The organism is Streptomyces sp. NPDC056361, from assembly GCF_042262805.1.
Classification (GTDB): Bacteria; Actinomycetota; Actinomycetes; order Streptomycetales; family Streptomycetaceae; genus Streptomyces.
Map to the genome: position 1 here is coordinate 1 of NZ_JBHJQI010000067.1, position 23,696 is coordinate 23,696.

Below are 23,696 nucleotides of genomic sequence, written 5' to 3' on the forward strand. Positions count from 1 at the left end.
AGGGGGCGCCGCCGTTCCGTCCGTTCTTCCGCCGTGTACCGGCGCCGTCAGGCCGTCTGGAGGAGCCGGCGGCCGAAGTCCGCACCGGGCGGCAGCTGGCGCTTGACCCGGTCGAGCGCCCCGTCGAAGTCGCCTCCGGCGACGCACGCCTCGAAGGCGGCTCCACCGTAGTGCAGCGTCAGGCTGAGGTCCGCGCGCTCACCGAGCGTCAGGAGGCAGGCGAGGGTGGCCTGCTGGGTGGCGCCGTCCAGGAGGACGGGGAGCGGAAGGTCCCACTCCAGGACGCACCCGGTGAGGGCGTGCCCGCTCCGGCCGGCCGCGCCCTCGCCGGCGGCGCTCAGCACGGCGAAGCTCTCGCCGGTGTACTCGACCCCCCTGATCCGGGTGGCGACGTGCCGCCCGTCGGCCGTGATGACGATCGCTTCCGCGCCGCTGCGGTCCCGGTACCAGCCGGTCCAGACTTCTGTCGACTCCGATGACATGCGCGGACTGTAGCTGTCCGACCGGCTCCGGCGCGCGTCCGGTCACCCGGTGGCCGGACTTCTCCCGATCTCGCCGTTCTTGCCGGTCACGTGCGTGCTCGCGGCTTCCGCACCCTCGTACAGCACGCAGTCGGGGTTGCGGCAGGGCTGCACTTCCCATTCCGGCACCCAGGCCCCGAGGACCTTGTGCCGGGTGGCCATGACGGCACGCGTCCGACCGCAGGCCGGGCACTTCGGCTCGGACCGGGGGTCCCGCGTCGTGCGAGGCACCTCGTCACCCATGCCTCCAGGGTAGGTCGCCCCGCGCCGGAGCGCTTCCCGCCGTCAGCGCTTCCTGGTGTACGTACGGACGAGCACGCCGTTCTCGAAGGCGCGGACGTCGCCGAGTTCGAAGTCGCGGGGCTCGAAGCCGGCGCCGAACATCGGCATGCCGCTGCCGTAGACCTGCGGGTACGTCTTGATGACCAGTTCGTCGATCTCCTCGATGAGCTCGCCGGCGATGGTGGAGCCGCCGCAGAGGTAGATGCCCAGGGGGCTGTCCTCGGCCTTGAGCTCGCGGACGCGGCCGACGAGGTCGTCGGCGATCAGCTCGACGTCGGGGTGGGGCGTCTCGGTCAGCGAGCGGGTGGCGACGAACTCGCGCAGGTGGCTGTACGGGCTGGTGACGCCGATGTCCAGGGCGAGCTGGTACGACGCCCTGCCCTGCACGATGGTGTCGAAGTGCCTGTTCTCACTGTCGATCCCGAGCATCTCGCGCCCCTGCGTCGGGATGGTCTCGGGGTACTCGGTGCCCATCCACTGCATGTACGGGCCCTCGGTGAACTTGTACATCGACGTGGCGTCGCCCTCGGGGTCGCCGATGAAGCCGTCGATGGTGCAGGCGATGTAGTACGTGAGCTTGCGCAAACCGGTCCTCTTCGGGTGGATGACGTGGCCGCGTCTGCAACCACGACAGTTATAGTGCTTCACCTGTAGTGGTTGCGCAAGGCCTATTTTCGAAGAGAACGCATTCAGGACACGAGGGAGCCCGACGTGGCGAGAAACCCGGAACGCCGTACGGCACTGCTCGACGCCGCGATCGAGGTGCTGGCGGACGAAGGTGCCCGCGGGCTGACCTTCCGGGCGGTCGACGCCCGGGCGGGGGTCCCCACGGGCACCTCGTCCAACTACTTCCCCGACCGGGACCAGCTGCTCTCCCAGGTCGGCGACCGGATCTTCGTCCGACTGACCCCGGCCCCGGGCGACGCCGAGGCCGCCATGCGGCCCGCGCCCAGCCGGGAACTGGTGCTCGAACTGATGCGCTGGATCGCCCGGCGCCTCGCCGCCGAGCGCACCTGCTACCTCGGGCTCTTCGAGCTCCGGCTCGAAGCCGTCCGCCGCCCCGAGCTGCGGACCCAACTCACCAAGGTGCTCCGCTCCGACCTCGACGAGAACATCCGCGGGCACCTCGCCGCCGGGATGCCCGGGGACGCGGACACGGTCCGGCTGCTCTACTTCGCGCTCACCGGGCTGCTGCTCGACCACTTCACGGTCCCCGAACTCCACGGCGACCGGGACCTGGACGACCTGATCGAGACCGTGGTCACCCGGATCGTCCCCGCGGCCTGACCGGCCGCGCCCGGGATCAGCGCGTGCGCCGCGTGACGAACTCCGCGAGGGCGAGCAGGTCCCCGGCGGCCGCCAGGTCCGGCACCGCCTGGGCCAGGTACTCGACCGCGCGGCCCATCCGCTCGGCCGCCTGGGCCTGCGCCCAGTCGCGCCCGCCGGCCCGCTCCACCGCGTCCGCCGCGGCCCGTACCGCCGCCGCGTCCAGGGTCGGACGGGAGTAGAGCTCGGCCAGCTCGTCCCCGGCCGGGGTGCCCGAAGTCAGCGCCGCCACCACGGGAAGCGACTTCTTGTGGGCGGCGAGGTCGGCGCCGGCCGGCTTGCCCGTGCGGTCCGGGTCGCCCCAGATGCCGATGAGGTCGTCGATCAGCTGGAAGGCGAGCCCGGCCTCCCGGCCGAAGGCGTCCATCGCCGCGACCTCCTCCTCGCCCGCGCCCGCGTAGAGCGCGCCGAGGGCGCAGGAGCAGCCGAGCAGGGCACCGGTCTTGGCGGTGGCCATGGCCAGGCACTCGTCGAGGGAGACCTCGCGGGGGCCGCGCTGCTCGAAGGCGCAGTCCGCCTGCTGGCCGGCGCAGAGTTCGATGATGCAGGCGGCGAGCCGCGCGGACGCGGCCGCGGAGGCGGGGTGCGGGTCCTCGGCGAGCAGCCGCAGGGCCAGCGCGCTCATCGCGTCCCCGGCCATGAGGGCGTCCGGGATCCCGAAGACGGTCCACGCGGTGGGCCGGTGCCTGCGGGTGGGGTCCTCGTCGACGATGTCGTCGTGGAGCAGGGTGAAGTTGTGCGCGAGCTCCACCGCGGCCGCGGCCTTCACGGCCTGGGCCGTCTCGGCGCCGAGGGCGCGCGCCGCGGCGAGGACGAGCGCGGGCCTGATCGCCTTGCCCGCCTGCCCCGCGTCCGGGGTGCCGTCGGCCCGCTCCCAGCCGAAGTGGTACATCGCCACCCGCCGTATGGACCCCGGCAGGGACTCGACGGTCGAGCGCAGTTGGGGATGGACAGCGGTACGCGTCTGGTCCAGGAGCCGCACGGCCCCCTGACCGTCGGTGACGGCATCCGCGCTGGTCATGGTCACGGTCTCCTCCTTCGCATCCTTCGCGGCGGCGGGCCCGGAACGCCCGGGGGCGGGAGGGTTCGGTCCCCGCCCCCGGGCGTCGCCGGCTCACCGCCAGCGGCTGACCTCGACGTTCTCCAGGACGCCGAGCGCGTCCGGGACGAGGACCGCGGCCGAGTAGTAGGCCGTTACCAGGTACGAGATGATCGCCTGCTCGTCGATGCCCATGAAGCGGACGGACAGGCTGGGCTCGATCTCGTCGGGGAGGCCGGTCTGGTGCAGACCGATCACGCCCTGGTCGGCCTCGCCCGTACGCATGCAGATGATCGAGGTGGTGCGGGCGTCGGACACCGGGATCTTGTTGCACGGGTAGATCGGGACGCCGCGCCAGGTCGGGATCCGGTTGCCGTTGACGTCGATGGTCTCCGGCACCAGGCCGCGCTTGTTGAGCTCGCGGCCGAAGGCGGCGATGGCGCGCGGGTGGGCGAGGAAGAGCTTGGAGCCCCGGCGGCGGGAGAGCAGCTCGTCCATGTCGTCGGGGCTGGGGACTCCGTCGTGCGGCTGGATCCGCTGCTCGTAGTCGCAGTTGGAGAGGAGGCCGAACTCCTTGTGGTTGACGAGCTCGTACTCCTGGCGCTCGCGGAGCGCCTCGACCGTGAGCCGCAACTGCTGCTCGGTCTGGTTCATCGGCTGGTTGTACAGGTCGGCGACGCGGCTGTGGACCTTCAGCACGGTCTGGGCGACGCTCAGTTCGTACTCGCGGGGCGAGGCGTCGTAGTCGACGTACGTGTGCGGGACGACGGCCTCGCCGACGTGGCCGGCGGAGAGGTCGATGGCCGCCTCGCCGTAGGTGTTGGTGCGCTGGTCGGGCAGGGCGGCGACGGTCGCGAGGTGCGCGGCGAGGGAGACGGCGCGGTCGGCGAGGTTGCGCACGTCGTCCCGGGTGAGTTCGAGGACCGTGCAGGCCGTGGCGGCGCGGGCGGTCCACTCCCAGGTGGCGTCCTCGTCGATCAGCGAGGCCTCGCCGAGGTAGGCGCCGTCGGCGAGGACGCCGAGGACGGCCTCGTCGCCGTACGGCCCCTCGCCGATCTGCTCGATCCGGCCGTGCGCGAGGAGGTGCACGCGGTCGGTGGGGGCGCCGGCGGTGGCGATGACCTCGCCCGCCGCGTACTCCCGCTGGGTGCAGCGGGCCGCCAGTTCGGTGAGGGCTGCCTCGTCCTCGTAGCCGCGCAGGGCCGGGAGTTCGCCGAGTTCGGCGGGGATGACCGCGACGCGCTCTCCGGTCTGGACGAAGGTGACGCGGCCGTCACCCACGGAGTAGCTGAGCCTCCGGTTCACCCGGTACGTGCCGCCCTGCACCTGGACCCACGGCAGCGCGCGCAGGAGCCACCGGGAGGTGATCTCCTGCATCTGCGGGGCCGACTTGGTGGTCGTGGCGAGGTTCCGCGCGGCGGCGGTGCCGAGACTCTGCTGCGGCGCCTGCTGCTCCGCGCGGACGTCGTCGCCAACCGAACCAACGGACATGGAACTCCCTCTCGTATGACTGAGTTGCGAGACGAAGCCTTTCAGCACGGAGCGTGTCGGCGCCATTACACATTCGGGTGGGACTGTTCGACGATCTTCGGGGCATGTCACGTGATTTCCATCCGAACAGCGGAGCCCCACGGGCCTCCTGACGCACTGTCCGGATCGGCTCGCACACGGCCCGAACGGGGTGGCCACGGAGTGGCGGAGTCCGGTATTCCGGAAGTTCACCCGTCCCCCGAAGGGAGTCCGTCATGGCCTCACCCATGACCGCGAACAGGTTCCTCGGCGCGCTGCGCCACGAGGGCCTGACGGTCGTCCAGGTCGGCGACTGGTCCACCCACAACCGCAACCACAAGGGCCCCTGGGGCCCGGTGCACGGCGTGATGATCCACCACACCGTGACCCGGGGCACCGCCGCGACCGTACGGATCTGCCGGGACGGCCACCAGGCCCTGCCGGGACCGCTCTGCCACGGCGTCATCGCCAAGGACGGCACGGTCCACCTCGTCGGCTACGGGCGCGCCAACCACGCCGGGCTCGGCGACGACGAGGTGCTCCGGGCGGTCATCGCGGAGCGGCGGCTGCCCCCGGACGACGAGGCCACCACGGACGGCAACCGCCACTTCTACGGCTTCGAGTGCGAGAACCTCGGGGACGGCGTGGACCCGTGGCCGAAGGTCCAGCTGGAGGCCATCGCCAAGGCGGCGGCGGCCGTGTGCCGGGCGCACGGCTGGACGCACCGCTCGGTCATCGGGCACCTGGAGTGGCAGCCGGGGAAGGTCGACCCGCGCGGCTTCACGATGGCCTCGATGCGGGAGCGGATCGCCGACCTGCTGCGCTGACCCCGCAGGGGGCGGCGAGAATGGCCGGGTGAACGCGTTCGACCTCTCCCGCCTGCGGCCCCGGCTCCCCTCGCCCCTGGAGCCGGTGGAGGACGAGCGCTTCGCCCGGCACGGGGTGACGCTGCTGCTCAAGCGCGACGACCTGATCCACCCCGACCTGCCGGGCAACAAGTGGCGCAAGCTCGCGCTCAACCTGCGCGCGGCGGACGGGCGGCCCGTGCTGACCTTCGGCGGCGCGTACTCCAACCACCTGCGGGCGACGGCCGCCGCCGGCCGGCTGCTCGGCTTCCCCACGGTCGGCGTCGTGCGCGGCGACGAGCTGGCCGGGCGCCCGCTCAACCCGTCCCTCGCGCGGTGCGCGGCGGACGGGATGCGGCTGGAGTTCGTGGACCGGTCCACGTACCGCGCGAAGAACGACCCGGCGACCCTCGCGGCGCTCCTGGAGCGTGCCCCCGCGGGCGCGTACGTGGTCCCGGAGGGCGGCAGCAACGCGCTGGCCGTCCAGGGGTGCGAGGCGCTCGGGCGGGAGCTCTCCGGGGCGGTGGACGCGGTCGCGGTCGCCTGCGGCACGGGCGGCACCCTGGCCGGGCTCGCGGCCGGGCTCGACCCGGGGCAGCGGGCGCTGGGCGTCCCGGTCCTGAAGGGCGGCTTCCTGGGCGGCGAGGTCGACGCCCTCCAGCGGGCGGCGTTCGGCGGCCCCCGCGGCGACTGGTCCCTCGACGAGCGCTTCCACTGCGGGGGCTACGCGCGCACGTCCCCCGCCCTGGAGGCGTTCGCACAGGACTTCGAGGCGCGGCACGGACTCGCCGTCGAGCGGCTGTATGTGGCCAAAATGCTGTACGGCCTCGTGACGCTCGCGGAAGAGGGCGCGTTCCCCGCGGGCACCCGGCTCGCCGCGGTGGTCACGGGCGCGCCCTGAGGGCGGGTGCCCGGGCAGGACCGGGCAGGGCAGGGCAGGACAGAGCCGGGTCGAGGTCGGACCGGGGTCGGGGTCGGCCGGGTGGGTCCGGCTAGTCCGTCTCCCGGTAGGCGGCCGCCTCCTCCAGGTCGAGGCGGCGGAGCAGGGTCCGCATCATCTCGTCGTCGATGCGGCGTGCGTCGCGCAGCTGTACGAAGACCTCACGCTCGGCGTCGATCATCTCGCGCGAGAGCCGCCGGTAGGTGTCGTCGGCGTTCTCTCCGGTGACCTCGTTGACGGCGCCGAGCCGCTCCCACACGGAGTTGCGGCGCCGTTCGAGGACGGTGCGCAGTCGGTCGGCGAGGGGCTTCGGCAGGGCGTTGCGCTCGTCCTCCAGCAGCTCGTCGAGGCGCTCCTCGGCGGCCCGGGAGGCCTCGCTCTGGGCCTGCGCCTCGGCCAGCGTCTCGGTGTACGTGTCCCGTCCGGGGAGCTTCAGGAGCCGGATGAGGGGCGGCAGGGTGAGGCCCTGCACCACCAGGGTGCCGATGACGGTGGTGAAGGTGAGGAAGAGGACGAGGTTGCGGGCGGGGAACTCCACGCCGTCGGTGACGACGGGGATGGAGAACGCGATGGCGAGGGAGACCACCCCGCGCATGCCGGCCCAGCCGACCACGAGCGGCGCCTTCCAGTCCACCTCCGGCTCCCGCTCCCGGACGCGGTTCGAGAGCCACCGGGGCAGGAAGGTCGCCGGGTAGACCCAGACGAACCGGACGACGACCACGGCCACGAACACCCCGACCGCGTACCAGGCCGCCTCGCCGATGCCGTACTGCCCGAGGCCCTGGACGACGTACGGCAGCTGGAGGCCGATCAGGGCGAAGACGGCGGACTCCAGTACGAAGGCGACCATCTTCCAGACGGCCTCCTCCTGGAGCCGGGTCGCGAAGTCGACCTGGTACGCCCGGTGGCCGAGGAAGAGGCCGACCACGACGACCGCGAGGACCCCGGAGGCGCCGACCTCCTCGGCCGCCGCGTAGGCGACGAAGGGGATGAGGAGGGACAGGGTGTTCTGGAGCAGGGCCTCGCCGAGCCGGCAGCGGAGCCAGTGGATCGGCACCATGAGGACCAGGCCGACGCTGATGCCGCCGATCGCCGCCAGGGCGAACTCCCCGAGGCCGCCCGCCCAGCTGATGCCCTCGCCGACGGCCGCCGCGAGGGCGACCTTGTACGCGGTGATCGCGGTGGCGTCGTTCACCAGGGACTCGCCCTGGAGGATCGTGGTGATCCGGTGCGGCAGGCCGAGCCGGCGGGCGATGGCGGTGGCGGCCACCGCGTCCGGCGGGGCGATCACCGCGCCGAGCACCAGCGCCGCGGTCAGCGGCAGGTCGGGCACGAGGACGTACGCGAGCCAGCCCACGGCCACGGTGGCGAAGAGGACGTAACCGACCGAGAGCAGGGCGACCGGCCGGATGTTGGCCCGCAGGTCGAGGTACGAGGAGTCCAGCGCGGCCGTGTAGAGCAGCGGGGGCAGGATCAGCGGCAGCACGATGTGCGGGTCGAGCGTGTAGTCCGGCATCCCGGGGACGTAGGAGGCGACGAGGCCGACCGCGACCAGGAGCAGCGGGGCGGGCACGGGGGTCCTGCGGGCGAACCCCGCGATGGCGGTGCTCGCCGCCACCAGTGCGACCAGCTGCAGTGCGTCCATGCCCGACCCCGTCCCGTGCCTCGTCGTAACCTGGCCATCATGAGCGAGTGCCCGCACGTTGCCGAAATGCCGCGCCCCGAGCCGGTGCCCCTGGCCGAGACCTGCCCCGAGTGCCTGGCGGACGGCACGCACCCGGTCCAGCTGCGGCTCTGTCTGAGCTGCGGCCACGTCGGCTGCTGCGACTCCTCGGCGGGGCAGCACGCGACGGGGCACTTCTCCTCGACCGGCCACCCGGTCATGCGGACCTTCGAGCCGGGCGAGGCCTGGCGCTGGTGCTTCGTCGACGGATCGATCGTCTGACGGCCCGTCCGGGTCGCGAGGCGCCGCCGCACACGGCCCGTCCGGGGACACGGTTCGGGCCGGACGCGGTTCGACCGCCCCGCGGGTGGGTACGACCTCCCTCCGCCGGTCGCTCGCTTTCGGCCCCCGCAGACCTCTGCCCACCGTCCGCGCCCATGGCCCTACCATGGGTGACGGGCGTGATCGGGGGCAGGGGGCTCACGGCGACACGGCGGGACCGATCGCGATAGCGTCACGGCGGACCGCGCAGCCCCCTGCGCACCGCCCGGTTCGGGGGCTTCTCCCCCCGGACCCCGAATGAGCTTGTGCCACCTTGGAGGTGAGGGTGTCCCAGATCGCAGGCGAGCCCGGGACCCAGGACTTCGTGGAAGTCCGGCTGCCCGCTGCGGGTGCCTATCTGTCCGTGCTGCGTACGGCCACGGCCGGCCTCGCGGCGCGCTTGGACTTCACCCTCGACGAGATCGAGGACTTGCGGATCGCGGTCGACGAGGCCTGCGCCATTCTGCTCCAGCAGGCCGTGCCGGGGTCCGTCCTCAGCTGCGTCTTCCGGCTGGTCGACGACTCCCTGGACGTGACGGTGTCCGCCCCCACCACGGACGGCCGGGCGCCCGAGCGGGACACCTTCGCCTGGACGGTGCTGTCGGCACTGGCCGGAAAGGTGGAGTCGTCGGTGGCCGATGACCGTACGGTCTCGATCAGCCTCTACAAACAGCGCGGCGCGGGGCCAGGCCCGGCGTGAGGAGCGGGGACGCGACGGCCGGCATCCCTGAGCAGCAGGCGCGGCCGCATGAGGTCGCTATGGAGCGGGCGGACCAGATGAGCGAGCACGAGCAGCACCACGAGGTTCCCGGGACCCCGGGCGTCCCGGAGGCCCCCGGGACGCCCGCGGCGCCCAGCAGCGAGCAGGCCGGCGGTGCGACCGAGGTCGCGGAGAAGGCCGAGCAGGCCGCCGACGCGGACGAGGCGGACGAGGCCGACGACCTCCCGGACGCCCCGGCCGTCCCCGACCCGCACGACCGGAGCGGCGCCCGCGCCCTCTTCTTCGAGCTCCGCGAGCTGCCGGAGGGCTCCCCCGAGAAGGCGGAGCTCCGCAACCGCCTGGTGCGGATGCACCTGCCGCTGGTGGAGCACCTGGCCCGGCGCTTCCGCAACCGCGGCGAGCCCCTGGACGACCTGACCCAGGTGGCGACCATCGGCCTGATCAAGTCGGTCGACCGGTTCGACCCGGACCGCGGGGTCGAGTTCTCGACGTACGCGACGCCCACGGTCGTCGGCGAGATCAAGCGCCATTTCCGCGACAAGGGCTGGGCGGTCCGGGTGCCGCGCCGGCTCCAGGAGCTGCGCCTCTCGCTGACCACGGCGACGGCGGAGCTGTCCCAGCAGCACGGCCGCTCACCGACCGTGCACGAGCTGGCCGAGCGGCTCGGGATCTCGGAGGAGGAGGTCCTGGAGGGGCTGGAGTCGGCGAACGCCTACTCGACGCTCTCCCTGGACGTCCCCGACACGGACGACGAGTCGCCGGCGGTGGCGGACACCCTGGGCGCCGAGGACGAGGCCCTCGAAGGGGTCGAGTACCGCGAGTCGCTCAAGCCGCTCCTCGAGGACCTGCCGCCCCGGGAGAAGCGGATCCTGCTGCTGCGCTTCTTCGGGAACATGACCCAGTCGCAGATCGCGCAGGAGGTCGGCATCTCCCAGATGCACGTGTCCCGGCTGCTGGCCCGGACCCTGGCGTCGCTTCGGGAGAAGCTCCTGGTGGAGGAGTAGGGCCGAGGCCCTACGGAGTGTCCTGGCCGGGGCGCCGGATGCCGAGCGCCTCGGTCGTGGCCGGGTTCACCAGGAGGACGAGCCCGGTGACGGCCAGGACGGCGAGGACGGCGCCGACCGGGATCATCGCGCTGTCCGCCTGGAGCATCTGCCAGGCGACCGGCAGCGCCAGGATCTGGGTGATGACGGCCGGGCCGCGGCTCCAGGAGCGGCGCAGCCAGAGCCCGCGGGCCGCGGCGAGCGGGATCAGGCCGAGTGCGGCGAGGGTCACCGCGCCGGTCAGCGCCCCGGTGAGGTCGCCGGTCTTCTCGGTCAGGGCGTGCACCAGCATGTACACGCCCCCTGCGAGGAGCCCGAGGGCCTCGATGCCGGCCACGGCCGCCGCGGCGGCGAGACGGGTGGGGCGGGGGGTCTGCTCCGTACTGCTCATGGAAGGCAGGGTAGCCGGGGCGGGCACGACGTCGGACGGGCCGGGTGCACGCGCCTCCGGACGGCCCCGGGCCGGGCCCGGATGCCGACGGTGAGGCACGGCTGGGCCGGGCCCGGATGCCGACGGCGAGGCACGGCTGGGCTGGGCCCGGTACCGCCGGGTAGGTACGCTGGCGGTCATGCGCGCACTTCTCGTGGTCAACCCGGCAGCCACCACCACCAGTGCCCGCACCCGTGACGTGCTCATCCACGCGCTGGCGAGCGAGATGAAGCTGGAGGCGGTCACCACCGAGTACCGCGGGCACGCGCGGGACCTGGGCAGGCAGGCCGCCGACGCGGGGAACATCGACCTGGTCGTGGCCCTCGGCGGCGACGGCACGGTGAACGAGGTGGTGAACGGGCTGCTGCACGGCGGGCCCGACCCCGACCGGCTGCCGGGTCTCGCGGTCGTCCCGGGCGGCTCGACGAACGTGTTCGCCCGCGCGCTCGGACTGCCGAACGACGCCGTGGAGGCGACCGGCGCCCTGCTCGACGCGCTGCGCGAGCGCCGGGCACGCACGGTGAGCCTCGGTCTGGCCTCGGGAACGCCGGGCACCGAGGACGAGGCGGTGCCGTCCCGCTGGTTCACCTTCTGCGCCGGGCTCGGTTTCGACGCGGGCGTGGTCGGCCGGGTCGAACAGCAGCGGGAGCGCGGGAAGAGATCCACGCACGCGCTCTATCTGCGTCAGGTGGCGCGCCAGTTCCTTGAGGAGCCGCACCGCCGGCACGGGACGATCACCCTGGAGCGGCCCGGCGCGGAGCCGGTCGAGGACCTGGTCCTCTCCATAATCTGCAACACCTCCCCCTGGACCTACCTGGGCAATCGTCCGGTGTACGCGTCCCCGGAGGCTTCCTTCGAGACCGCGCTCGACGTGCTCGGACTGAGCCGTCTGTCCACTCCGGCGGTGGCCCGGTACGCCACTCAGCTGCTCACCTCGACCCCGGAACGGGGTCCGCGGGGCAAGCACGCCGTGACTCTGCACGACCTGACCGACTTCACCTTGCATTCGAAGGTCCCCCTCCCCCTGCAGATGGACGGAGACCACCTGGGACTGCGTACGAGCGTGACGTTCACAGGCGTACGCCGTGCACTGCGTGTGATTGTGTGAGTGGAAGGGCCCAAAGTCCTTTCACTCGAACGTTTAGGCGCGCATCCACCCCTTAGAAGTACGGCTGTGACCTAGCCGACACCGAGGAATCAAAAAAAACTTTCCGGAAGGGGTTGTATCCGTTGCCGGGGTTTGGGAGTCTCTTCTTGGCGATCGGGACGGCCCGCAAGACCGGCCTCCACTGAGAGCCAGAACCCCTCCTCAGCAACAGGACCACACCAGTTCACCTGGCAGTCGGCCCTTCCCTTGCGGGGGGATTCGTGAAAGCGTTCACATTCACAAGCAACTGGCACGTAACACTGAGAGAGGTAGCAGCCATGGACTGGCGTCACAACGCCGTTTGTCGTGAGGAAGACCCCGAGCTGTTCTTCCCCATCGGCAACACCGGTCCTGCGCTGCTGCAGATCGAGGAAGCCAAGGCCGTCTGCCGCCGCTGCCCCGTCATGGAGCAGTGCCTGCAGTGGGCGCTCGAGTCCGGCCAGGACTCCGGCGTCTGGGGTGGCCTCAGCGAGGACGAGCGCCGCGCGATGAAGCGCCGTGCCGCTCGCAACCGGGCGCGTAACGCCAGCGCCTGACGCCCACCGACAGCCTGAGGCAGGCGGCGCATACATCGCGTATGCAATCACCGCCCTTGAGCCGCAGCGCGCAGCAGTAACCCACAGCATTCGAGCCCCGGATCGATTCCCTTCGGTCCGGGGCTCGCTGCTGTTCGCGGGCGCGTACGGCTACTTCTGCGGCTGCACGGGAATGTCGAGGACCACCTTCGTGCCGCGCTCGGCACCCGGGAGCATGTCGAAGGAACCGCCCAACTCCCCTTCCACCAGGGTCCGTACGATCTGGAGGCCGAGGTTGCCGGCCCGCTGCGGGTCGAAGCCCTCGGGCAGACCGCAGCCGTCGTCCTGGACCGTGATGAGGAGCCGGGCGTCGGCCCTGGGCTCGCCGCGCACGGCGGCCACCTCGACGGTGCCCTGCTCACCCTGTGCGAAGGCGTGCTCCAGCGCGTTCTGCAGGACCTCGGTGAGGACCATCGAGAGCGGGGTCGCGACCTCGGCGTCGAGGATGCCGAAGCGGCCGGTGCGCCGGCAGGTGACCTTGCCCGGGGAGATCTCGGCGACCATCGCGATCACCCGGTCGGCGATCTCGTCGAACTCCACGCGCTCGTCCAGGTTCTGGGACAGCGTCTCATGGACGATGGCGATCGAACCGACGCGCCGCACGGCCTCGTTGAGCGCCTCGCGGCCGCTTTCCGAGTCCATCCGGCGGGACTGGAGCCGCAGCAGGGCGGCCACCGTCTGGAGGTTGTTCTTCACCCGGTGGTGGATCTCCCGGATGGTGGCGTCCTTGGTGATCAACTCGCGCTCGCGGCGGCGCAGTTCCGTGACGTCGCGGAGCAGGACGAGCGAACCGATGCGGGTGCCCTTGGGCTTGAGGGGGATGGCCCGCAGCTGGATCACCCCGCCGTTGCCCTCGACCTCGAACTCGCGCGGCGCGTAGCCGGAGGCCAGGGTGACCAGGGCCTCGTCCACCGGACCCCGGGAAGGGGCGAGTTCGGCGGTGATCTGGCCGAGGTGCTGGCCGACGAGGTCGGCGGCGAGACCGAGCCGGTGGTACGCGGAGAGGGCGTTGGGCGAGGCGTACTGGACGATGCCCTCCGCGTCGAGGCGGACGAGGCCGTCGCCGGCCCGGGGCGAGGAGTCCATGTCGACCTGCTCGCCCGGGAAGGGGAAGGTCCCGGCCGCGATCATCTGGGCGAGGTCGGAGGCCGACTGGAGGTAGGTGAGCTCCAGGCGGGAGGGGGTGCGGACGGTCAGCAGGTTGGTGTTGCGGGCGATGACGCCGAGGACCCTGCCCTCGCGGCGCACGGGGATGGACTCGACCCGCACCGGGACCTCCTCCCGCCACTCGGGGTCGCCCTCGCGGACGATCCGGCCCTCGTCGAGCGCGGCGTCGAGCAGCGGGCGGCGGCCGCGCGGGACCAGGTGGCCGACCATGTCGTCCTGGTAGGAGGTGGGGCCGGTGTTCGGCCGCATCTGCGCGACGGAGACGTACCGCGTGCCGTCGAGGGTCGGAACCCAGAGGACGAGGTCGGCGAAGGAGAGGTCGGAGAGCAGCTGCCACTCCGACACCAGCAGGTGGAGCCACTCGAGGTCGGAGTCGCTCAGGGCGGTGTGCTGGCGCACGAGGTCGTTCATGGAGGGCACGATGCGAGCGTACCCGCGGAATTCAGGGGCGGTGAACCTGGATCTCCGGGGCTTCGTATTGGAGGATGGCCCCGGAAGCACCGCGTTCCCATGGATGGACAGACAAGAATGGTCTAGTCCACAATGAACGCAACAGAGCCTCCATCCTCCCCGCACAGGAGGGTGGAACGAGGTACCCGACGCTCTCTGCCCTGACTGCGTCGAGACCTCCCACAACGGCCGAGGGACCGCACACCCCCGGCCGGGCAACTCCGGGCTGCGGTGCCGGACGGGCTGAGGGTCCCGTCAGGCGCCGCGGCCCGCGGGTGTTTCCGGGGCCGTTTCCGGGGCTGTTTCCGCCCCCGTCCCCCGCCCCCCGGTCCCCGCCATCCCCCACCCCCCGCGGCGCGCGCCGGCATCCGAGTGGCCGGTGGGTCGGGTGCGGTCGACGATGAAGGCGGTGGGCGTCCGCGGGGCGGAACGGCATGAGGAGAAGGGCCCTCCTCTGCTAGATTTGGCCTTAGATTGGTCTATACCACACGGCTCCTCACCAGCGCCCCTCACCAGATCGGCAGGCACAGCGTGGAAGTTGTCATCGTCAAGGACGCCAAGGCGGGCGGCGAGCTCATCGCGGACGGCATCGCCGACCTCCTGCGCCGCAAGCCCGACGCGCTGCTCGGCGTGGCCACGGGTTCGACTCCGATCCCGATCTACGACGCCCTTGTCGCCCAGGTCGCGGCCGGTTCCGTGGACCCCTCGCGGGCCCGGATCGCCCAGCTGGACGAGTACGTCGGCCTGCCCGCCGGGCACCCGGAGTCGTACCGCTCCACCGTGCTCCGCCAGGTCGTCGAGCCGCTCGGCCTCTCCCAGGACGCCTTCATGGGCCCCGACGGCTCCGCCGAGGACGTCCAGGCGGCCTGCGAGGCCTACGACAAGGCGCTGGCCGAGGCCGGCGGCGTGGACCTGCAGATCCTCGGGATCGGCACCGACGGGCACATCGGCTTCAACGAGCCGTGCTCCTCGCTCGCCTCCCGCACCCGGATCAAGACGCTCACCGAGCAGACCCGGGTGGACAACGCGCGCTTCTTCGACGACGACATCGAGCAGGTGCCGCACCACGTCATCACCCAGGGCATCGGCACCATCCTGGAGGCCCGCCACCTGGTGCTGCTCGCCACCGGCGAGGGCAAGGCCGAGGCCGTCGCGCAGACCGTCGAGGGACCGGTGTCGGCGCTCGTGCCGGCCTCCGCCCTCCAGCTGCACCCGCACGCCACGGTCGTCGTCGACGAGGCCGCCGCGTCCAAGCTGAAGCTCGCGGAGTACTTCCGCCAGACGTTCGCCGCCAAGCCCGACTGGCAGGGCATCTGAGCCTCCCGGCTCCCCGGTCGTGCGAAAGGGGCCCGGCACCTGGTCAGGTGCCGGGCCCCTTTCACGTCAGGGCATCGGAGCCGGCGGTCAGCTGCCGGTCCCCACGACGGCCTCGGCGGCCGCGCGGCCGCAGACCCGGGCCGCCCCGTGCGTGGCGATGTGCAGCGCCCCGCGGGGCTCCGCCTCGTTGAGTCCCATCTCGACCACGACGGTGTCGGGCCGGGCCGCGAGGAGGCCGTCCAGGGCCGCGGTCATCCACGGGTACCGGTGGACGTCCCGGACGACCGCCACGATCCGCCGCTCCCCCGCGGCGGCGAGGACCTCGTCCACGGCGCGGGACTCGTCGTACGAGCCGGTCTCCGTGCCGGGCAGCAGCCGCTCCAGCTCCGCCGCGATGCCCCAGGGCGTCTCGTCGCCGACCGCGAAGTTCGCGACGGGCGTGAAGGAGGCCACGAAGGGAGCGCTGGTCATCGGCGTGTGAGGCCGCTCCCCCCGGGTCACCTTGAGGGCCCGGCGGGCCGCGACGAGTCCGATGTCGGTGCCGGGCGCGGTCCCCTCCTGCACTGCCGCGCCCGACACCGTCTCAGCCCCGCCCCTCGCCCGGTGCGCCTGGGTCCAGGCCGCCAGGGCGCGCACGCGCGCCGCGGCGTCGGCCAGCCGCTCCTCGGGCAGTTCACCGGTCCGTACCGCACCGACCAGCGCGTCGCGCAGTCGCAGCACGGTGTCCTCGTCGCACAGCCCGCCGCCGACGCAGATGGCGTCGGCGCCCGCGGCGATCGCGAGGACGGATCCACGCTCGATGCCGTACGTCGCGGCGACGGCCTGCATCTCCATGCCGTCGGTGACGATCAGCCCCTCGAAGCCCAGCTCCTGGCGCAGCAGACCGGTGAGGATCTGCGGGCTCAGGGTGGCCGGACGGTTCGGGTCGAGCGCGGACAGCAGGATATGCGCACTCATGACCGCTTTGGTACCCGCGGCGATGGCGGCGCGGAAAGGTACCAGCTCACGGACGTGCAGTGTGGCGAGGTCCACATCGATCCGGGGCAGGGCGTCGTGGGAATCCACGTTCGTGTCGCCGTGTCCGGGGAAGTGCTTCGTGCAGGCCGCGACCCCGACGCCCTGGAGGCCGTCGACGTACGCCACGGTGTGCCGGGCCACCAGGTCGGGGTCCGGCCCGAAGGACCGGACGCCGATGACCGGGTTCTCGACGTTGGAGTTGACGTCCGCCGAGGGCGCCCAGTTGAGGTCGACGCCGCACCGGGCGAGCCTGCGGCCCAGCTCGCGGGCGACGGCCCGGGTGAGCTCGACGTCGTCGACGCTGCCCAGGGCGTAGTTGCCGGGGAAGGACGAGCCTTCCTTGACCTCCAGGCGGGTGACGTCCCCGCCCTCCTCGTCGATGGCGACGAGGACGTCGTCCCGCTCGGCCCTCAGCTGCGCGGTGAGCGCCGCGAGCTGCCCGGGGCTGACGATGTTCCGGCCGAAGAGGCCGACCGACGACAGGCCCTCGCCGATGCGGCGGAGCAGCCAGTCGGGTGCGGTGGTGCCGACGAAGCCGGGCTGGAGGACCGTGAGCGCGTCACGCGTCAGGGTGTCCGAGCCGTGTACGAGAGTGGTCATGGGGCTCGGTTATCCCTTCACCGCGCCGGCCGTCAGGCCGGCGGCCATCTTGCGCTGGACGAGCAGGAAGAGGATCACGATGGGGACGGCCATCATCGTGGAGCCGGCCATCATCGGGGCGTACTCGGTGCCGTTCTTGGTGATGAAGTTGCTGAGCCAGACGGTGGCCGTCTGGTTCTGCTGGCTCATCAGCATCAGGGCGTAGAGGTACTCGTTCCACGCCTGGATGAAGCCGTAGACGGAGGTGGCCACCATGCCGGGCGCGAGCAGCGGGAAGACGACCCGGATGAAGGCGCCGGTGCGGGTGCAGCCGTCGACCATGGCCGCCTCCTCCAGCTCCTTCGGGATGTTGACGATGAAGCCGCGCAGCGTCCACACCGTGAAGGGGAGGATGAAGGTCAGGTAGGTGATGATCAGGCCGCTGAGCCGGTCGTACTGGCCGAGGTCGTTGAGCAGCAGGAAGACCGGGATGATCATGGCGACCAGCGGGACCATCTGGACCGCGAGGATGCCGACGATCACGATCTTGCGGCCGCGGAAGGCGAAGCGGGAGATCGCGAGGGCGGCGAGCAGGCCGACCGCGATGCCGATGACGACCACGACGAGCGAGACGACGAGGCTGCGGAGGACCGGGCCCCAGAAGTCGGCGATCTCCAGGGCGCGCTTGAAGTTCTCGAGCGTGAAGGTCGACGGGAAGAAGTGCGGGTCCGGGTCGATCGCGTCCTTGGCCGGCTTGAAGGCCGTGTTGATCATCCAGTAGACCGGGAAACCGGCCGTGAAGACGACGAGCAGGCCGAGGAGGTTCCAGCCGAGCTTGGACTTGCGGCGGTGGGTGACGGCCGGCGCCGGCGACTTGGCCGGGGCTGCCGTGGCGTTGGCGGCGCTCACTCCACATCTCCGATCTTGAGCATCTGGCGCATGTAGACGGCGACGACGCCGAGCAGCAGCAGGACCGTGACGAGCGCGATCGCGGAGCCGGTGCCGTAGTCGTTGACGACGAACGCCCGGTCGAAGGAGTACGTGGTGAGCAGCTGGAACTCGGGTTCCGGGTGGCCGTTGCGCATCACGTAGACCTGCGGGAAGACACCCATGTCCCAGATCACCGACAGCGTGGTCAGCATGACGATGATGGGCTTGAGGATGGGCAGGGTGACGAAGCGGAAGACGCCCCAGGCGCCGGCTCCGTCGAGACGGGCGGCCTCTTCGAGCTCCTTGGGGACCTGCGTGAGGCCGGCGCTCAGGGTGATCACCACGAAGGGGACGGCGCCCCAGACGACGAGCAGCATGATCACGGCGAGGCCCTGCGGGCCGCTGGCGAACCAGTTGTGGCCGATCATGTCGACGCCGGGTATGCGGCTGAGCAGCCAGTTCAGCACGCCGTAGTCGGCGTCGAAGAGCCACTTGAAGATGGCGGTGGCGACGATGATGGGCATGCCCCAGCTCGCCACGAGCACGATGTTGATCAGCGCCTTGACCCAGCCGGAGACGCGCTGCAGCAGCAGGGCGATCATCATGCCGAGGACCATGGTGACGATCACGGCGCCGGCCGCGAAGATCACGGTGCGCAGGACGACGGCCCAGAACTCGCCGTCACCGAGGATCTTGGTGAAGTTGTCGAAGCCGGCCGACTCCGCTTCCTGGAAGCCCCACAGCTGGGGCTGGCCGAACTTCTGGAACGAGAGGGCGACCAGGCGGACCAGCGGATAGCCCAGCACCAGGAGCAGGACGAGGAGGCATGGCGCGAGCAGCAGCCATGGGACGCCCGCCCCGCCGTTCGACTTCTTGCCGGGCTTCCCCGGGCCACCGGCTGTGGAGCCGGAGGGTGGCGATTGCCGCACCGGCGGCACCTTCGCGGTGGTTGTGTCTGCGGCACTCATCCCGTGCTCCTCAGCGATCCCTCTCGTGGTACGGGCGGCAGGGCCCCGTCGTGGCGACGGGGCCCTGCCCGTAGGTCACTTGGTGTTGATGACCTTGTCGATCGCGGTGTCGGCGGCCTTGGCGGCCTCCTCGACGGACTTGCCCTTGGCGATGTCGATGAGCATCGTCTTGAGGATCTGGGCCTTCTCGACCTGGCCCCAGCCCGGAGCGGTCGGGACGAAGTAGCTCGACTCGGCGGCGGTGGCCGCGACGGCGGTGGCCGGGTCGGTCTTCAGCGGGGCGAGGTCTGCCTTGTTGTTCGGCAGGTTGCCCTTGGCGATGAGGCCCTTCTGGCCCTCGGCGCCGGTGAAGGCGGCGATCCACTCGCCGGCGACGCCCTGCGCCTTGGACTTGACCGGGATGGCCAGGTCGGAGCCGCCGAGGAAGACCGGGAGGGGCTTGCCGTTCGGGCCGGGCATCACGAAGTTCTCGAGCTTGTCCTTCAGCCCGCCGACCTTGTCGGACTTCGGGTCGGCGGCGGTGGCGCCCTCCCAGCCGGCGGCGAAGATCGTGGCGGACTTGCCCTGGCCGAAGACGACGGGACGGTCGGACTCGTCCTTCGTCTTGTCGCCGTGCATGTACTTGTCGAGGATGTTCTTGTACTCGGTGAGGCCCTTGACGGACTCGGGCGAGGAGAGGTTCGCCTTCCAGGTCTCGCCGTCCTGCTTGGCGATGGAGCCGCCGGCGTCGAAGACGAAGGACATCGCGGCGTACCAGTCGGGCGACGGCTGGTACCAGGCGCTGAACTTGTCGCCCTTCTTCGCCTGGATGGCGTCGAGGGCGGCGGTCAGCTCGGCCCAGGTCTTCGGGGCGGCCTTGACGCCCGCCTCGGCGGCGACGTCCTTGCGCCAGGTGCCGACGCGGCCACCGGCGTAGTAGGGGACGCCGTAGGTCTTGCCGTTGTAGGTGACCGAGTCCTTGAGGGCGTCGAGCCACTTGTCGGAGTTCGCGAACTTCGACGCGTCGACCTCGGCGAAGGCACCCTTGGCCATGTAGCTGATCATCTCGGTGTTGCCCATTTCGACAACATCCGGGGCCTTGTCCGTGGCGAGCACCGCGTCGAGCTTGGTGTTCTTGTCCGGCCAGCCGTAGTACTCGTGCTTGATCTTGATGCCCGGGTGCTTCTTGGTCACCGCGTCGTCGGCGGCCTTGACCAGCTCGGGCCAGTTGTTCTGGGCGTCGACCGTCAGCCAGACGGTGAGCTCCTTGGCGTCTCCGCCGGCGTTGTCTCCGGACTTGTCGGAGCCCCCACACGCCGCGATCGAAACCATCATGCCCGCGACGCCGATCGCCGCGATGAGCTTGCGCTTCACGCCACCCTCCTCAGGGATGCCTGCAACCCCTGCCCACCGCGCGAAGACATACGTCGGGTAGTGCTCGTGGGGCTGGGACCTGGTCTTTAATGGTTTAGACCAGTACCCGGAGCTTGGCCTAGACCTTTTGGGGTGTCAAGAGTGTGTAAGACGGGTAGTGGCGTCCGTTATCGGACCGACACCTCACCCCCGGCGCGGCGCGCGGGAGACCCGGGACGGCACGCGGGAGGCGGGTGGAGGACCCTGGAAAGAGGCCCCCACCTCTCGGCCTGAATGGCCTAGACCAACGAGGGACTCCTCGGTGTATAAGAGGCAGGGAACGACTCCTCCTCGCCGAACCGGCACATATCGGCAGGAGAAACAGTGAGGGCACACGAAGCGTGCCACCATGTGAGCCGCGACAGACGGAGGAGCCGGTGACGGCAGCAGCACAGGAGTCGGGAAGGCAGGCCATGGCCACGGACGCGGGCGGCACAGAGACAGAGGGCGGGGCAGTCACCCGCACCGCGCGCGTGCCCAAGTACTACCGGCTGAAGCGTCACCTGCTCGACATGACGGAGACCCTCCCGCCCGGCACGCCGGTGCCGCCGGAGCGCACCTTGGCCGCCGAGTTCGACACCTCGCGGACCACCGTGCGCCAGGCCCTTCAGGAGCTGGTCGTCGAAGGGCGCCTGGAGCGCATCCAGGGCAAGGGCACCTTCGTCGCCAAGCCCAAGGTCTCCCAGGCCCTTCAACTCACCTCGTACACCGAGGACATGCGGGCCCAGGGCCTGGAGCCGACCTCGCAGCTCCTCGACATCGGGTACGTGACCGCGGACGACACGCTCGCCGGCCTGCTCGACATCTCCACCGGCGGCCGCGTCCTGCGCATCGAGCGGCTGCGGCTGGCGAGCGGCGAGCCGATGGCCATCGAGACCACCCACCTGTCGGCGAAGCGCTTCCCCGCGCTGCGCCGGTCCCTGGTGAAGTACACCTCCCTCTACACCGCGCTCGCCGAGGTGTACGACGTGCACCTCGCCGAGGCGGAGGAGACCATCGAGACCTCCCTCGCCACCCCGCGCGAGGCCGGACTGCTCGGCACGGACGTCGGACTGCCGATGCTGATGCTCTCCCGCCACTCCCTCGACGGCCAGGGCGAGCCGGTGGAGTGGGTGCGCTCGGTGTACCGCGGCGACCGGTACAAGTTCGTCGCCCGCCTCCAGCGCCCCAACGGCTGAGTCCGGGCCCTGGCAGCTTCCGCCCGGCCGGAACGTGACACCTCCGCCGCGCCGCAGGTCAGCCCGCCGCCCCGGTCCACCGGGGCGGCGGCACCAAACGACCGGGCGGAGCGTGCCACCCGCTCCTCGATGACAGCGCGGGCTCGACGGCGACAGCCTTGAGCTCCGCACACGAGGAGACGACCATGGAGTACACCACCCTCGGGGGCCCGTCCGGCCCGCGAGTGAGCGCCCTCTGCCTGGGCACCCTGCCGTTCGGCACCCGGATCGACGAGGCCGCGGCCTTCGCCGTCCTCGACCGCTTCCGCGAGGCCGGCGGGACGTTCATCGACACCGCGAACACGTACGCCTTCTGGGAGCCCGGCGCGACCGGCGCCGAGAGCGAACGCGTCATCGGCCGGTGGCTCGCCAGTCGGGGCGTACGGGACGAGATGGTGCTCGCCACCAAGGTCGGCGCGCTGCCGGACCCGCCGGGATCGGCCTGGCCGGAGTGCGCGGAGGGGCTCTCCGCGCCGGTGCTCCGCCGCCAGGTGGAGGAGAGCCTGCGGAACCTGGGCACGGACCGGATCGACCTCTACTACGCGCACATCGACGACCGGACGACGCCGGTCGCGGAGACGATGGGCGCCTTCGGCGAGCTGGTGGCGGCCGGGAAGGTCGGCCGGGCGGGCTGCTCCAACTTCGCGGCCTGGCGGATCGAGGAGTCGCGGGGCGCGGCGGTGGCGTCCGGGGTGCCGGACTACGCGGCCGTGCAGCAGCGGTACACGTACCTGCGGCCGCGCCCGGGGGCGGAGTTCGGGGTGAACCCGCACGCGTCGGAGGAGCTCCTCGACTATCTGGGGACCCGGCCCGAGCTGAGCTTCGTGGCGTACACGACGCAGCTGACCGGGGCGTACACCGATCCGCGCAAGGAGATACCCGAGCAGTACCGGCACGAGGGTTCGGGGCGGCGGCTCGCGGTGCTGGCCGAGGTGGCGAAGGAGCTGGGCCTGACCGCGAACCAGGTGGTGCTGGCCTGGGCGCTGGGCGGCGGGCTCCCGGTGCTGCCGGTGGTCGGGGCGAGCTCGGTGGGCCAGCTGGACGAGTCGCTGGACGCGGTGGGCGTTCGGCTCGACGACGCGGTCAGGCGGCGGCTCGACGGGGTCGACTGACCACCACCGCACCGGCATTGGTCTAGACCTCGACGCCTGTCCCCCTCTACGATCACTCGCGGCACGGCCAGCGACGAGGGGGAGGCGCCGGATGCTGGAGGCGCTCGGCATACAGGAGCCGGCGGAGGCCGTCTACCGGCTGCTCCTGGAGCGGCCCGGGTGCGGCGCGCCGGAACTCGCGGACGGTCTCGGCCGCCCCGAACCCGAGGTGCGCGAGGCGCTCGACCGGCTCGCGGAACTCAAGCTCGTCCGCGTCGACGACGCCTCCGGCACGGCCGAACCCCTCACCCCGGACGTCGGCTTCTCGTTCCTGCTCTCCCGCGCCGAGGCCGAACTGGGCCGCAGCAGGCGGCGGTTCGAGCAGGCGGGCCGCGCGGTCGCCGGCATCCTCGCCTCGTACGGCGAAGGCCCCGCGGCCGGCGTCCGGCACGACCTGGTGGACCGCATCACCGGCCTCGACACCGTCCGCGAGCGCCTGGAGGACCTGGCCGCCAACGCCCGCTCCGAATGCCTCTCGCTGCTCGCCGGCGGGGCCCAACTCCCCGACACGATGGACGCGAGCCGCCCCCTCGACCAACTCGCCCTGGAACGCGGGGTGCGGATCCGGTCGATCTACCAGGAGAGCTTCCGCAACGACCCGCCGACCGTCGAGTACGTGCGCTGGTACAGCGACCTCGGCGGCGAGGCCAGGACCGTCCCCGTCGTCCCGATGCTCATGGTGATCGTCGACCGCGAGGCCGCGCTCGTCCCGGTCGACCCGCGGGACGGGCGCGCCGGAGCCCTCGAAGTGCGCAGCCCCGGCCTGGTCCACGCGCTCGTGGTGCTCTTCGACCGGCTGTGGGAGTCGGGCACCCCGTTCGGCGAGGCCCCGCGCCGCGACGCGCACGACCTCTCCCCGCAGGAGCGGGAGTTGCTGCTGCTCCTCGGCATCGGCTGCACCGACGACGTCGCGGCCCGGCGGCTCGGGATCTCGCTGCGGACCGTGCGCCGGATGAGCTCGGACCTGATGAACCGGCTCGGCGCGCGCAGCCGTTTCGAGGCGGGCGTCCGGGCGGCCAAGGAGGGATGGCTGTGAGGACGGCCCTCCGTGCGGGATTCCGAAGAGTCAATTCCGTTATGCGGACAGGGGTTCCCTGCGGCGAAACCGTCCCCTAGATTTCCCCACCATTACCGAGGTGGTCAGCG

General features: G+C 71.6%; 24 protein-coding genes. 12 read left to right on the plus strand and 12 right to left on the minus strand.

The features are described from left to right. Positions 1 to 47 precede the first annotated feature (47 nt). From ACFCY7_RS22050 to ACFCY7_RS22060, 3 genes are read right to left on the minus strand one after another with little or no spacing between them, the layout of a single operon-like run. Complete coding sequence (locus ACFCY7_RS22050; RefSeq protein WP_376487561.1) at positions 48 to 482, minus strand: DUF6304 family protein; 435 nt, start codon at positions 480 to 482, stop codon at positions 48 to 50. A gap of 42 nt (positions 483 to 524) precedes the next feature. Further along, on the minus strand, positions 525 to 764 hold the full coding sequence (locus ACFCY7_RS22055) for a hypothetical protein (RefSeq protein WP_376487562.1): 240 nt from the start codon (positions 762 to 764) through the stop codon (positions 525 to 527). A gap of 42 nt (positions 765 to 806) precedes the next feature. After that, a complete protein-coding gene (locus tag ACFCY7_RS22060; RefSeq protein WP_376487564.1) occupies positions 807 to 1,388 on the minus strand; it encodes a dihydrofolate reductase family protein in 582 nt (193 codons plus the stop codon). Positions 1,389 to 1,514: 126 nt separating this feature from the next. Between ACFCY7_RS22060 and ACFCY7_RS22065 the strand changes: the two genes are divergently transcribed. Continuing rightward, positions 1,515 to 2,090: a TetR/AcrR family transcriptional regulator gene (locus tag ACFCY7_RS22065; RefSeq protein WP_376487565.1), complete on the plus strand. Its 576-nt coding sequence runs from the start codon at positions 1,515 to 1,517 to the stop codon at positions 2,088 to 2,090. A gap of 16 nt (positions 2,091 to 2,106) precedes the next feature. On the opposite strand, the gene ACFCY7_RS22070 is transcribed toward ACFCY7_RS22065, so the two are convergent. Then, positions 2,107 to 3,150 carry a family 2 encapsulin nanocompartment cargo protein polyprenyl transferase gene (locus ACFCY7_RS22070; protein WP_376487627.1) on the minus strand — a complete coding sequence of 348 codons (1,044 nt, stop codon included), beginning with the start codon at positions 3,148 to 3,150 and terminating at the stop codon, positions 2,107 to 2,109. A 93-nt stretch (positions 3,151 to 3,243) separates the two neighbouring features. Then, positions 3,244 to 4,659: a family 2B encapsulin nanocompartment shell protein gene (locus tag ACFCY7_RS22075; RefSeq protein ID WP_376487567.1), complete on the minus strand. Its 1,416-nt coding sequence runs from the start codon at positions 4,657 to 4,659 to the stop codon at positions 3,244 to 3,246. Between the two features lie 254 nt (positions 4,660 to 4,913). Here ACFCY7_RS22075 and ACFCY7_RS22080 point away from each other — a divergent pair, with 254 nt between their 5' ends. Together ACFCY7_RS22080 and ACFCY7_RS22085 are read left to right on the plus strand one after the other, a co-directional pair. Beyond that, a complete protein-coding gene (locus tag ACFCY7_RS22080; protein WP_376487569.1) occupies positions 4,914 to 5,504 on the plus strand; it encodes an N-acetylmuramoyl-L-alanine amidase in 591 nt (196 codons plus the stop codon). Positions 5,505 to 5,532: 28 nt separating this feature from the next. Then, complete coding sequence (locus tag ACFCY7_RS22085) at positions 5,533 to 6,423, plus strand: 1-aminocyclopropane-1-carboxylate deaminase/D-cysteine desulfhydrase (RefSeq protein ID WP_376487571.1); 891 nt, start codon at positions 5,533 to 5,535, stop codon at positions 6,421 to 6,423. A gap of 91 nt (positions 6,424 to 6,514) precedes the next feature. On the opposite strand, the gene ACFCY7_RS22090 is transcribed toward ACFCY7_RS22085, so the two are convergent. Further along, positions 6,515 to 8,107 (minus strand): Na+/H+ antiporter, encoded by a 1,593-nt coding sequence (locus ACFCY7_RS22090; protein WP_376487573.1) that lies wholly within the window; start codon positions 8,105 to 8,107, stop codon positions 6,515 to 6,517. Positions 8,108 to 8,146: 39 nt separating this feature from the next. Here ACFCY7_RS22090 and ACFCY7_RS22095 point away from each other — a divergent pair, with 39 nt between their 5' ends. The 3 genes from ACFCY7_RS22095 (at position 8,147) to ACFCY7_RS22105 (ending at position 10,171) form a co-directional block, all read left to right on the plus strand. Then, complete coding sequence (locus tag ACFCY7_RS22095) at positions 8,147 to 8,407, plus strand: UBP-type zinc finger domain-containing protein (protein WP_376487575.1); 261 nt, start codon at positions 8,147 to 8,149, stop codon at positions 8,405 to 8,407. A 325-nt stretch (positions 8,408 to 8,732) separates the two neighbouring features. Then, positions 8,733 to 9,146, plus strand: coding sequence for an anti-sigma regulatory factor (locus ACFCY7_RS22100; protein WP_019889334.1), 414 nt, complete (start codon positions 8,733 to 8,735; stop codon positions 9,144 to 9,146). Then, entirely contained in the window at positions 9,143 to 10,171 is a 1,029-nt protein-coding gene (locus tag ACFCY7_RS22105; RefSeq protein WP_376487577.1) for an RNA polymerase sigma factor SigF, read from the plus strand. Before ACFCY7_RS22100 ends, ACFCY7_RS22105 begins: the two co-directional genes overlap by 4 nt. A 10-nt stretch (positions 10,172 to 10,181) precedes the next feature. Here the strand turns inward: ACFCY7_RS22105 and ACFCY7_RS22110 are convergent, their stop codons facing one another. After that, on the minus strand, positions 10,182 to 10,601 hold the full coding sequence (locus ACFCY7_RS22110) for a hypothetical protein (RefSeq protein WP_376487578.1): 420 nt from the start codon (positions 10,599 to 10,601) through the stop codon (positions 10,182 to 10,184). Positions 10,602 to 10,779: 178 nt separating this feature from the next. Between ACFCY7_RS22110 and ACFCY7_RS22115 the strand changes: the two genes are divergently transcribed. Together ACFCY7_RS22115 and ACFCY7_RS22120 are read left to right on the plus strand one after the other, a co-directional pair. Beyond that, on the plus strand, positions 10,780 to 11,748 hold the full coding sequence (locus ACFCY7_RS22115; protein WP_376487580.1) for a diacylglycerol/lipid kinase family protein: 969 nt from the start codon (positions 10,780 to 10,782) through the stop codon (positions 11,746 to 11,748). A gap of 317 nt (positions 11,749 to 12,065) precedes the next feature. Continuing rightward, positions 12,066 to 12,323 carry a WhiB family transcriptional regulator gene (locus tag ACFCY7_RS22120; RefSeq protein ID WP_003953983.1) on the plus strand — a complete coding sequence of 86 codons (258 nt, stop codon included), beginning with the start codon at positions 12,066 to 12,068 and terminating at the stop codon, positions 12,321 to 12,323. A 150-nt stretch (positions 12,324 to 12,473) separates the two neighbouring features. On the opposite strand, the gene ACFCY7_RS22125 is transcribed toward ACFCY7_RS22120, so the two are convergent. Next, positions 12,474 to 13,940 carry a sensor histidine kinase gene (locus ACFCY7_RS22125; RefSeq protein ID WP_376487582.1) on the minus strand — a complete coding sequence of 489 codons (1,467 nt, stop codon included), beginning with the start codon at positions 13,938 to 13,940 and terminating at the stop codon, positions 12,474 to 12,476. 570 nt (positions 13,941 to 14,510) lie between these two features. Between ACFCY7_RS22125 and nagB the strand changes: the two genes are divergently transcribed. Continuing rightward, positions 14,511 to 15,296: a glucosamine-6-phosphate deaminase gene (gene nagB / locus ACFCY7_RS22130; RefSeq protein ID WP_376487583.1), complete on the plus strand. Its 786-nt coding sequence runs from the start codon at positions 14,511 to 14,513 to the stop codon at positions 15,294 to 15,296. Between the two features lie 87 nt (positions 15,297 to 15,383). Here the strand turns inward: nagB and ACFCY7_RS22135 are convergent, their stop codons facing one another. The 4 genes from ACFCY7_RS22135 to ACFCY7_RS22150 form a co-directional block, all read right to left on the minus strand. Then, positions 15,384 to 16,913 (minus strand): glycoside hydrolase family 3 protein, encoded by a 1,530-nt coding sequence (locus ACFCY7_RS22135; protein ID WP_376487585.1) that lies wholly within the window; start codon positions 16,911 to 16,913, stop codon positions 15,384 to 15,386. A 9-nt stretch (positions 16,914 to 16,922) separates the two neighbouring features. After that, positions 16,923 to 17,801, minus strand: a complete 879-nt coding sequence (locus tag ACFCY7_RS22140; RefSeq protein ID WP_376487587.1) for a carbohydrate ABC transporter permease — start codon at positions 17,799 to 17,801, stop codon at positions 16,923 to 16,925. Further along, positions 17,798 to 18,790 (minus strand): carbohydrate ABC transporter permease, encoded by a 993-nt coding sequence (locus ACFCY7_RS22145; protein WP_376487589.1) that lies wholly within the window; start codon positions 18,788 to 18,790, stop codon positions 17,798 to 17,800. The genes ACFCY7_RS22140 and ACFCY7_RS22145 overlap by 4 nt, the downstream gene beginning before the upstream one ends. A gap of 75 nt (positions 18,791 to 18,865) precedes the next feature. After that, the gene (locus tag ACFCY7_RS22150) at positions 18,866 to 20,143 is read right to left on the minus strand and encodes an extracellular solute-binding protein (RefSeq protein ID WP_376487591.1); all 1,278 of its coding nucleotides are present in this window, start codon (positions 20,141 to 20,143) and stop codon (positions 18,866 to 18,868) included. Between the two features lie 452 nt (positions 20,144 to 20,595). On the opposite strand from ACFCY7_RS22150, the gene ACFCY7_RS22155 reads away from it, so the two are divergent. The 3 genes from ACFCY7_RS22155 to ACFCY7_RS22165 all read left to right on the plus strand — a co-directional run bounded on the left by ACFCY7_RS22155 (position 20,596) and on the right by ACFCY7_RS22165 (position 23,586). Next, entirely contained in the window at positions 20,596 to 21,360 is a 765-nt protein-coding gene (locus ACFCY7_RS22155) for a GntR family transcriptional regulator (RefSeq protein WP_033201233.1), read from the plus strand. Between the two features lie 185 nt (positions 21,361 to 21,545). After that, a complete protein-coding gene (locus tag ACFCY7_RS22160; RefSeq protein WP_376487593.1) occupies positions 21,546 to 22,511 on the plus strand; it encodes an aldo/keto reductase in 966 nt (321 codons plus the stop codon). A gap of 91 nt (positions 22,512 to 22,602) precedes the next feature. Then, the gene (locus tag ACFCY7_RS22165; RefSeq protein ID WP_376487595.1) at positions 22,603 to 23,586 is read left to right on the plus strand and encodes a LuxR C-terminal-related transcriptional regulator; all 984 of its coding nucleotides are present in this window, start codon (positions 22,603 to 22,605) and stop codon (positions 23,584 to 23,586) included. The last annotated feature ends 110 nt before the right edge of the window (positions 23,587 to 23,696 follow it).